Annotated in this window: 6 protein-coding genes and 2 pseudogenes; 4 read left to right on the top strand and 4 right to left on the bottom strand. The window is 74.0% G+C overall.

The window, feature by feature from the left end; translation table 11 throughout:
- Positions 1-683 (top strand): SDR family NAD(P)-dependent oxidoreductase (locus tag EAD96_RS29040; RefSeq protein WP_121686479.1); only part of this gene is annotated, 683 nt, incomplete at its 5' end.
- A 57-nt stretch (positions 684-740) separates the two neighbouring features.
- On the opposite strand, the gene EAD96_RS29035 is transcribed toward EAD96_RS29040, so the two are convergent.
- On the bottom strand, positions 741-1541 hold the full coding sequence (locus EAD96_RS29035) for a hypothetical protein (RefSeq protein WP_233586218.1): 801 nt from the start codon (positions 1539-1541) through the stop codon (positions 741-743).
- Between the two features lie 165 nt (positions 1542-1706).
- Here EAD96_RS29035 and EAD96_RS31840 point away from each other — a divergent pair, with 165 nt between their 5' ends.
- Together EAD96_RS31840 and EAD96_RS29025 are read left to right on the top strand one after the other, a co-directional pair.
- Positions 1707-3539, top strand: coding sequence for a BTAD domain-containing putative transcriptional regulator (locus tag EAD96_RS31840; RefSeq protein WP_121686480.1), 1833 nt, complete (start codon positions 1707-1709; stop codon positions 3537-3539).
- Positions 3536-5155 (top strand): annotated as a pseudogene (locus EAD96_RS29025) (ATP-dependent DNA helicase RecQ); the annotation flags it as partial. The gene EAD96_RS31840 and the pseudogene EAD96_RS29025, both read left to right, overlap by 4 nt.
- Here EAD96_RS29025 and EAD96_RS29020 read toward each other — a convergent pair.
- Together EAD96_RS29020 and EAD96_RS31845 are read right to left on the bottom strand one after the other, a co-directional pair.
- Positions 5142-6761: pseudogene (locus EAD96_RS29020) on the bottom strand (ATP-dependent DNA helicase RecQ); the annotation flags it as partial. The pseudogenes EAD96_RS29025 and EAD96_RS29020 overlap by 14 nt on opposite strands.
- Positions 6758-8590: a BTAD domain-containing putative transcriptional regulator gene (locus EAD96_RS31845; protein WP_121686480.1), complete on the bottom strand. Its 1833-nt coding sequence runs from the start codon at positions 8588-8590 to the stop codon at positions 6758-6760. The gene EAD96_RS31845 and the pseudogene EAD96_RS29020, both read right to left, overlap by 4 nt.
- 165 nt (positions 8591-8755) lie before the next feature.
- Here EAD96_RS31845 and EAD96_RS29010 point away from each other — a divergent pair, with 165 nt between their 5' ends.
- Positions 8756-9556, top strand: coding sequence for a hypothetical protein (locus EAD96_RS29010; protein WP_233586218.1), 801 nt, complete (start codon positions 8756-8758; stop codon positions 9554-9556).
- A 57-nt stretch (positions 9557-9613) separates the two neighbouring features.
- On the opposite strand, the gene EAD96_RS29005 is transcribed toward EAD96_RS29010, so the two are convergent.
- The coding region (locus tag EAD96_RS29005; protein WP_121686479.1) for an SDR family NAD(P)-dependent oxidoreductase at positions 9614-10296 on the bottom strand (683 nt) is incomplete at its 5' end.

Raw genomic sequence — 10296 nt, 5'->3', positions numbered from 1 at the left:
GGCTCGTCACCGACGGGTTCGACGTTCTCGTCGTCGGGCGGCGGGGTGACGTGCTCGAAGCCGCCGCGCGGCGGATCGGTGCCGACAGCGGGCGGGACGGGGCAGTCACGGCCGTCGTTGCCGACCTGACCGATCCGGGGCAGGTCGGGGCGGTGATGGACGCCGTCGGGGAACGGGCCGTGTACGCCGTGGTCAACAACGCCGGCGGCTATCTCGGCGGGTCGACCGACTCGCTCGGCGGGGTGGCGGACTGGTGGCGGGCCAACCTGGACGCGAACGTGCTGACCGCCGTCCTGCTCACCGAGGCGCTCCTGCCCGCCCTGCGCCGTCCCGGCGGCCGGGTGGTCCTGCTCAGCTCGATCGCCGCGCAGCGCGGTGGCGCCGGGCCGTACTCGGCCGCGAAGGCCGCGTTGCACGGCTGGGCGTACGACCTGGCCGCCCAGCTCGGTCCGGAACAGATCACCGTGAACGTGGTCAGCCCCGGCTACGTCGCCGAGACCGAGTTCTTCGGCGACCGGATGACGCCGGAGGGGCACGCCAAGCGGGTCGCCGCCACGCTCGTCGGCCGGGCCGGTGTGCCGGACGACATCGCGGCCGCCGTGCGCTACCTGGTCGGCCCGTCCGCTGGGTACGTCACCGGGCAGGTGCTCGGCGTCAACGGCGGCTCCGTGCTCGGCCGCTGACACGCGGAAGGGCGGTGGCCCCCCGTGCGGCCACCGCCCCTCGCGCGTACGTCGTGGTCAGCCGTTGAGCATCTCGTACGCCGACGCCGGCGCCTTCTGCACCTGCGCGCCCGTCGGCGCGGTGAGCTTCGGCGCCTTGCCGAAGTCGTAGTACTTGGCGACCACCTTCATGGCCTTCTGCTTGCCCGCGGCCGGCAGCTCCAGGGTCAGCGAGGTGAGGTTCCCGTCCGGCCCGACCACAGCGGTGAACGGCACCTTCTTCGCCGCGTCACCGAGCGCGGCCACGTCCACTGTGGTGAAGCTCTCGCGGATGTCGGCGTTCGCGGTCAGGTCGGCGAACCCGGCGTACGTGCCGTCGCCCCGGTCCTCGACCGTCTCCGCGGTCCGGATGACGGCGGCCATGTTGGCCGGATCGGCGTTCTGGTAGACCGGCACGTCGGAGGCGTCGTCGAGCTTGGTGCGGTCCAGGAGCATCCAACGCTTGGGCAGCTTCATCATGTCCTGCAGGCCGGCCATGCCGGTGATCTTGACCCGCATCCAGATGTCCTCCTCGATCACGCGGAAGGTCATCCCCATGGTGAACTCCGGGTCCTTGCTCTTCTCCGACATGGACAGCTCGAGGCCGCGCGCCGCCGGGTCGACCACCCCGTCGAACTTGTCCGCGCCCTCGATCGTGGTGAACCGGAAGGCCGGGTCCTTCTCGTCCGGCACGGCGGCCAGCAGCGCGGCCTTCGGGTCGGCCGACGGGCTGGGCGCGGGCCCGGTGCCCTCGGTGGCGTCCCCGGTCCCGCACCCCGCGGACAGGACGGCGGTGGCCAGCACGGCCGTCGCGAGGGCCGCGGTCCGCCGGAGGCTCACGACGGATCCGAATCGCTGCGTCATGGTGTTCGACTCACTTTCCCAGGTGATTGTTGCCGGGTAAGTATCGGCAGCCGTCACGGCGGCCTCGCTGCCGATATGCTGCCGTCCGACTGCCGTCGGCCACGGTGGGCGAAGGCAGTCGGTACGGGGGCGGAAACTCGCATGTCAGAGGCGCTGCGCTTCGAACTCCTCGGCCCGCAGCGGGCCTGGTACGCCGGCCGACCACTCGATCTGGGCCCGGCCAAGCAGCGGGCCGTGCTGGCCGTGCTGCTGCTCGCCGTGGGCCGTCCCGTGCCGACCGGGCAGATCGTCGAGGCGGTCTGGCCGGACGAGGCGCCGGTGAACGGCCTCAACGTGGTGCAGAAGCACGTGGCCGGTCTGCGCCGGATGCTGGAACCCGACCGGTCACCGCGTACGCCCGCCCGGGTGCTCACCCTCACCGACGCCGGATACCTGCTGCGCGTGCCGCCGGAGGCGGTGGACGTGGCGCGCTTCGAGCGCGGTGTGCAGCGGGCGCGGGCGGCGCAGGCGGCCGGGCGTACGGCGGAGGCGCTGGCCGAGGTGAGCGCCGCGCTGGAGCTGTGGCAGGGGGAGCCGTTCACCGGGTTCGCCGGCGCGTACTTCGACACGGCCCGGCACCGGCTGGTGGAGCTGCGCGCGGTCGCGCTGGAGACGCGTACCGAACTGGAGCTGGCCGACGGCCGGCACGGCGAGCTGGTCGGCCGGCTGGTCGAGCTGGTCGCCGAGTTCCCGGTCCGGGAACGGCTGCGTCACCAGCTCATGCTGGCGCTGCACCGCAGTGGACGGCAGGCCGAGGCGCTGGCCGCCTACCGTGACTACGCGGGGCTGCTCCGCGACGAGTACGGCATCGAGCCGGGCGGGGCGCTCCAGGATCTGCACCGGCGGATCCTGCGCGCCGATCCGGACCTCCTGCCGCAGGCGCGTCCGGAACGGGCCGGGGCGGGCGGGAGGTGGGCGGGCGACCCGGAGCCGATTCCGGCCGCCGTCGAATCCCCTGCCGAAGCGCCGGCCCAGCCGCCGCCCACGAACCCGGCCGAGGCATCGGCCCGGCCGCTGCCCATGAATCCGGCGACTGCCCCGCCTCCGCCCACCGCCACGCCTCCGGTCTCGGCCCAGCTCACCGTTCCGGTCCAGTTCACCGTCTCGGCGCAGCCGGGCAGTCCGTTCCCGCTGCCGGCCGGTCCGGGTGAGCCGCCGGCGGGCCTGCCGCCCTGGGTGTCGCCCCCGGTCGCGCCGCTGATCGGCGCCGTGCCGCCGTCCAGGCGTCCGTCCGGTGTGCCCGGCTGGTTGAGCGTCGTCGCGACGGTGGGCGGCGCGCTCGTCGCCCTGTTCTCGTTCGGCATGCTCACCTGGCTGGTGGTGCTGCTCTACGGGGTCTGGCGCCGGGGCTGGGGGAGCGTCCTCGCCGCGGTCTACTACCTGACCGTGGCCGCGACGTTCGTGGTGGTCATCGGCAGCAGCGAGACCGAGGAGGTCAGCGCGCCCGAGGCCACCCTGATGGTGATCTGGCTGACCACCTGGGCGGCGGGCGTCCCGCACGTGGTGCTGCTCAACGGCCGGCTGCTCACCTGGCTGCGGGGCCTGTGGCGTGGGCGGCCGTACGCCGACCGCAACCGGCTGCGCCGGGAGTACGCCCGTTACCTGCTCTACCAGTACCCGTCGGCGCGGGACGACCTGCGCATCGGGCGACCCGATCTGCCCCGGGCGTACGACGACGGCGGACTGGTGGACGTCAACTCGGTGCCGGACCACGTGATCGCCGGGCTGCCCGGACTGACCCGGTCGCAGGCGCAGCACGTGGTGGTCGACCGGCGGATGCGCGGCCCGTACACGTCGATGGAGGAACTGGCCTCGCGGTGCCTGCTACCGGCGGCGGCGACGGACTCGCTGCGCGAGCTGTTGATCTTCCTGCCGCCCGCCCCGGCGCCCGGTCCGCCGGCGGCGTCGGCCGTCCCTGGTAGAAATGCCGGATGAGCCAGGATCGGACGGCCGTGCGGGAACGCGCCGAGGCGGTGCTGCGGCGGCTTGCGGGTGACCACGCCCGGCTGCGCGAGGACCAGTGGCGGGCCATCGAGGCGCTCGTGGTCGACCGGCGGCGGGTGCTCTGCGTGCAGCGCACCGGCTGGGGCAAGTCGGCCGTCTACTTCGTGGCCACCGCGCTGCTGCGCGAGGGAAACCAGCACGGGCCGACGGTGATCGTCTCGCCGCTGCTGGCGCTGATGCGCAACCAGGTCGAGTCCGCCGCCCGCGCCGGCATCCGGGCGCGCACGATCAACTCGGCGAACCTGGACGAGTGGGACGAGATCACCGCCGAGATCCACGCCGGTGCGGTCGACGTGCTGCTGATCAGCCCGGAGCGCCTGAACAACCCCGACTTCCGCGACGGGGTGCTGCCGAAGCTCGCCGCCACCACCGGGCTGCTCGTGGTGGACGAGGCGCACTGCGTCTCCGACTGGGGGCACGACTTCCGCCCCGACTACCGGCGGCTGCGCACGTTCCTGGCCAACCTGCCCGAGCGCACGCCGGTGCTGGCGACCACCGCCACCGCCAACGCCCGGGTCACCCAGGACGTGGCGGAGCAGCTCGGTGACGCGCTGGTGCTGCGCGGCACGCTGGACCGCGAGTCGCTGCGCCTCGGCGTACTCGATCTGCCGAGCCCGGCCCACCGCCTGGCCTGGCTGGCCGACCACCTGGACCGGCTCCCCGGCTCGGGGATCGTCTACACGCTCACCGTCGCGGCGGCCACCGAGACGGCCGACTTCCTGCGCGGCCGGGGCTGGTCGGTCGCCTCCTACACCGGGCAGGCCGAGGACGCCGACCGGCGGGCCGCCGAGCAGGACCTGCTGGACAACAAGATCAAGGCCCTGGTCGCCACCAGCGCCCTCGGCATGGGCTTCGACAAGCCCGACCTCGGCTTCGTCGTGCACCTGGGCGCGCCGCCCTCGCCGATCGCCTACTACCAGCAGGTCGGCCGCGCGGGCCGGGCCGTCGAGCACGCCGAGGTGCTGCTGCTGCCCGGCGTCGAGGACGCGGCCATCTGGCGGTACTTCGCCTCGCTCGCCTTCCCGCCCGAGGAGCAGGTCCGCGCCGTGCTCGCCGCGCTGGACACCGAACGGCCGATCTCCACCCAGGCCCTGGAGCCGGTGGTCGACCTGCGCCGCGCCCGGCTGGAGCTGATGCTCAAGGTGCTGGACGTGGACGGCGCGGTCCGCCGGGTGCGCGGCGGCTGGCTCGCCACCGGCGAGCCCTGGGTCTACGACGAGGCCCGGTTGCGGCGCGTCGCCGACGCGCGCGCCGCCGAGCAGCGGGCCATGCGGGAGTACGCCTCGACGTCCGCCTGCCGGATGCGCTACCTGCGGGAAGGGCTGGACGACAGCGGGGCGGCCGACTGCGGCCGGTGCGACAACTGCGCCGGCCCGCTGTTCGACGCCGGCGTCTCCGAGCAGGCGCTGACCGCCGCGCAGACGTTCCTCGGGCGCCCCGGCGTGCCGATCCCGCCCAAGAAGCTCTGGCCCACCGGGTTGGAGGCGGTGGGCGTACCCCTGAAGGGCCGCATCCCCCCGGCGGAGCAGACGCTGCCCGGCCGGGCAGCGTCTGCTCCGCCGGGGGGATGCGGCCCTTCAGGGGTACGCCCACCGCCTCCAACCCGGTGGGCCAGAGCTTCTTGGGCGGGATCGGCACGCCGGGGCGCCCGAGGAACGTCTGCGCGGCGGTCAGCGCCTGCTCGGAGACGCCGGCGTCGAACAGCGGGCCGGCGCAGTTGTCGCACCGGCCGCAGTCGGCCGCCCCGCTGTCGTCCAGCCCTTCCCGCAGGTAGCGCATCCGGCAGGCGGACGTCGAGGCGTACTCCCGCATGGCCCGCTGCTCGGCGGCGCGCGCGTCGGCGACGCGCCGCAACCGGGCCTCGTCGTAGACCCAGGGCTCGCCGGTGGCGAGCCAGCCGCCGCGCACCCGGCGGACCGCGCCGTCCACGTCCAGCACCTTGAGCATCAGCTCCAGCCGGGCGCGGCGCAGGTCGACCACCGGCTCCAGGGCCTGGGTGGAGATCGGCCGTTCGGTGTCCAGCGCGGCGAGCACGGCGCGGACCTGCTCCTCGGGCGGGAAGGCGAGCGAGGCGAAGTACCGCCAGATGGCCGCGTCCTCGACGCCGGGCAGCAGCAGCACCTCGGCGTGCTCGACGGCCCGGCCCGCGCGGCCGACCTGCTGGTAGTAGGCGATCGGCGAGGGCGGCGCGCCCAGGTGCACGACGAAGCCGAGGTCGGGCTTGTCGAAGCCCATGCCGAGGGCGCTGGTGGCGACCAGGGCCTTGATCTTGTTGTCCAGCAGGTCCTGCTCGGCGGCCCGCCGGTCGGCGTCCTCGGCCTGCCCGGTGTAGGAGGCGACCGACCAGCCCCGGCCGCGCAGGAAGTCGGCCGTCTCGGTGGCCGCCGCGACGGTGAGCGTGTAGACGATCCCCGAGCCGGGGAGCCGGTCCAGGTGGTCGGCCAGCCAGGCCAGGCGGTGGGCCGGGCTCGGCAGATCGAGTACGCCGAGGCGCAGCGACTCGCGGTCCAGCGTGCCGCGCAGCACCAGCGCGTCACCGAGCTGCTCCGCCACGTCCTGGGTGACCCGGGCGTTGGCGGTGGCGGTGGTCGCCAGCACCGGCGTGCGCTCGGGCAGGTTGGCCAGGAACGTGCGCAGCCGCCGGTAGTCGGGGCGGAAGTCGTGCCCCCAGTCGGAGACGCAGTGCGCCTCGTCCACCACGAGCAGCCCGGTGGTGGCGGCGAGCTTCGGCAGCACCCCGTCGCGGAAGTCGGGGTTGTTCAGGCGCTCCGGGCTGATCAGCAGCACGTCGACCGCACCGGCGTGGATCTCGGCGGTGATCTCGTCCCACTCGTCCAGGTTCGCCGAGTTGATCGTGCGCGCCCGGATGCCGGCGCGGGCGGCGGACTCGACCTGGTTGCGCATCAGCGCCAGCAGCGGCGAGACGATCACCGTCGGCCCGTGCTGGTTTCCCTCGCGCAGCAGCGCGGTGGCCACGAAGTAGACGGCCGACTTGCCCCAGCCGGTGCGCTGCACGCAGAGCACCCGCCGCCGGTCGACCACGAGCGCCTCGATGGCCCGCCACTGGTCCTCGCGCAGCCGGGCGTGGTCACCCGCAAGCCGCCGCAGCACCGCCTCGGCGCGTTCCCGCACGGCCGTCCGATCCTGGCTCATCCGGCATTTCTACCAGGGACGGCCGACGCCGCCGGCGGACCGGGCGCCGGGGCGGGCGGCAGGAAGATCAACAGCTCGCGCAGCGAGTCCGTCGCCGCCGCCGGTAGCAGGCACCGCGAGGCCAGTTCCTCCATCGACGTGTACGGGCCGCGCATCCGCCGGTCGACCACCACGTGCTGCGCCTGCGACCGGGTCAGTCCGGGCAGCCCGGCGATCACGTGGTCCGGCACCGAGTTGACGTCCACCAGTCCGCCGTCGTCGTACGCCCGGGGCAGATCGGGTCGCCCGATGCGCAGGTCGTCCCGCGCCGACGGGTACTGGTAGAGCAGGTAACGGGCGTACTCCCGGCGCAGCCGGTTGCGGTCGGCGTACGGCCGCCCACGCCACAGGCCCCGCAGCCAGGTGAGCAGCCGGCCGTTGAGCAGCACCACGTGCGGGACGCCCGCCGCCCAGGTGGTCAGCCAGATCACCATCAGGGTGGCCTCGGGCGCGCTGACCTCCTCGGTCTCGCTGCTGCCGATGACCACCACGAACGTCGCGGCCACGGTCAGGTAGTAGACCGCGGCGAGGACGCTCCCCCAGCCCCGGCGCCAGACCCCGTAGAGCAGCACCACCAGCCAGGTGAGCATGCCGAACGAGAACAGGGCGACGAGCGCGCCGCCCACCGTCGCGACGACGCTCAACCAGCCGGGCACACCGGACGGACGCCTGGACGGCGGCACGGCGCCGATCAGCGGCGCGACCGGGGGCGACACCCAGGGCGGCAGGCCCGCCGGCGGCTCACCCGGACCGGCCGGCAGCGGGAACGGACTGCCCGGCTGCGCCGAGACGGTGAACTGGACCGGAACGGTGAGCTGGGCCGAGACCGGAGGCGTGGCGGTGGGCGGAGGCGGGGCAGTCGCCGGATTCATGGGCAGCGGCCGGGCCGATGCCTCGGCCGGGTTCGTGGGCGGCGGCTGGGCCGGCGCTTCGGCAGGGGATTCGACGGCGGCCGGAATCGGCTCCGGGTCGCCCGCCCACCTCCCGCCCGCCCCGGCCCGTTCCGGACGCGCCTGCGGCAGGAGGTCCGGATCGGCGCGCAGGATCCGCCGGTGCAGATCCTGGAGCGCCCCGCCCGGCTCGATGCCGTACTCGTCGCGGAGCAGCCCCGCGTAGTCACGGTAGGCGGCCAGCGCCTCGGCCTGCCGTCCACTGCGGTGCAGCGCCAGCATGAGCTGGTGACGCAGCCGTTCCCGGACCGGGAACTCGGCGACCAGCTCGACCAGCCGGCCGACCAGCTCGCCGTGCCGGCCGTCGGCCAGCTCCAGTTCGGTACGCGTCTCCAGCGCGACCGCGCGCAGCTCCACCAGCCGGTGCCGGGCCGTGTCGAAGTACGCGCCGGCGAACCCGGTGAACGGCTCCCCCTGCCACAGCTCCAGCGCGGCGCTCACCTCGGCCAGCGCCTCCGCCGTACGCCCGGCCGCCTGCGCCGCCCGCGCCCGCTGCACACCGCGCTCGAAGCGCGCCACGTCCACCGCCTCCGGCGGCACGCGCAGCAGGTATCCGGCGTCGGTGAGGGTGAGCACCCGGGCGGGCGTACGCGGTGACCGGTCGGGTTCCAGCATCCGGCGCAGACCGGCCACGTGCTTCTGCACCACGTTGAGGCCGTTCACCGGCGCCTCGTCCGGCCAGACCGCCTCGACGATCTGCCCGGTCGGCACGGGACGGCCCACGGCGAGCAGCAGCACGGCCAGCACGGCCCGCTGCTTGGCCGGGCCCAGATCGAGTGGTCGGCCGGCGTACCAGGCCCGCTGCGGGCCGAGGAGTTCGAAGCGCAGCGCCTCTGACATGCGAGTTTCCGCCCCCGTACCGACTGCCTTCGCCCACCGTGGCCGACGGCAGTCGGACGGCAGCATATCGGCAGCGAGGCCGCCGTGACGGCTGCCGATACTTACCCGGCAACAATCACCTGGGAAAGTGAGTCGAACACCATGACGCAGCGATTCGGATCCGTCGTGAGCCTCCGGCGGACCGCGGCCCTCGCGACGGCCGTGCTGGCCACCGCCGTCCTGTCCGCGGGGTGCGGGACCGGGGACGCCACCGAGGGCACCGGGCCCGCGCCCAGCCCGTCGGCCGACCCGAAGGCCGCGCTGCTGGCCGCCGTGCCGGACGAGAAGGACCCGGCCTTCCGGTTCACCACGATCGAGGGCGCGGACAAGTTCGACGGGGTGGTCGACCCGGCGGCGCGCGGCCTCGAGCTGTCCATGTCGGAGAAGAGCAAGGACCCGGAGTTCACCATGGGGATGACCTTCCGCGTGATCGAGGAGGACATCTGGATGCGGGTCAAGATCACCGGCATGGCCGGCCTGCAGGACATGATGAAGCTGCCCAAGCGTTGGATGCTCCTGGACCGCACCAAGCTCGACGACGCCTCCGACGTGCCGGTCTACCAGAACGCCGATCCGGCCAACATGGCCGCCGTCATCCGGACCGCGGAGACGGTCGAGGACCGGGGCGACGGCACGTACGCCGGGTTCGCCGACCTGACCGCGAACGCCGACATCCGCGAGAGCTTCACCACAGTGGACGTGGCCGCGCTCGGTGACGCGGCGAAGAAGGTGCCGTTCACCGCTGTGGTCGGGCCGGACGGGAACCTCACCTCGCTGACCCTGGAGCTGCCGGCCGCGGGCAAGCAGAAGGCCATGAAGGTGGTCGCCAAGTACTACGACTTCGGCAAGGCGCCGAAGCTCACCGCGCCGACGGGCGCGCAGGTGCAGAAGGCGCCGGCGTCGGCGTACGAGATGCTCAACGGCTGACCACGACGTACGCGCGAGGGGCGGTGGCCGCACGGGGGGCCACCGCCCTTCCGCGTGTCAGCGGCCGAGCACGGAGCCGCCGTTGACGCCGAGCACCTGCCCGGTGACGTACCCAGCGGACGGGCCGACCAGGTAGCGCACGGCGGCCGCGATGTCGTCCGGCACACCGGCCCGGCCGACGAGCGTGGCGGCGACCCGCTTGGCGTGCCCCTCCGGCGTCATCCGGTCGCCGAAGAACTCGGTCTCGGCGACGTAGCCGGGGCTGACCACGTTCACGGTGATCTGTTCCGGACCGAGCTGGGCGGCCAGGTCGTACGCCCAGCCGTGCAACGCGGCCTTCGCGGCCGAGTACGGCCCGGCGCCACCGCGCTGCGCGGCGATCGAGCTGAGCAGGACCACCCGGCCGCCGGGACGGCGCAGGGCGGGCAGGAGCGCCTCGGTGAGCAGGACGGCGGTCAGCACGTTCGCGTCCAGGTTGGCCCGCCACCAGTCCGCCACCCCGCCGAGCGAGTCGGTCGACCCGCCGAGATAGCCGCCGGCGTTGTTGACCACGGCGTACACGGCCCGTTCCCCGACGGCGTCCATCACCGCCCCGACCTGCCCCGGATCGGTCAGGTCGGCAACGACGGCCGTGACTGCCCCGTCCCGCCCGCTGTCGGCACCGATCCGCCGCGCGGCGGCTTCGAGCACGTCACCCCGCCGCCCGACGACGAGAACGTCGAACCCGTCGGTGACGAGCC

The organism is Micromonospora sp. BL1, from assembly GCF_003667485.1.
Lineage (GTDB): Bacteria > Actinomycetota > Actinomycetes > Mycobacteriales > Micromonosporaceae > Micromonospora > Micromonospora tulbaghiae.
The sequence above is the reverse complement of the archived record's forward strand: the minus strand, read 5'-3'. Positions and strand labels throughout refer to the sequence as shown.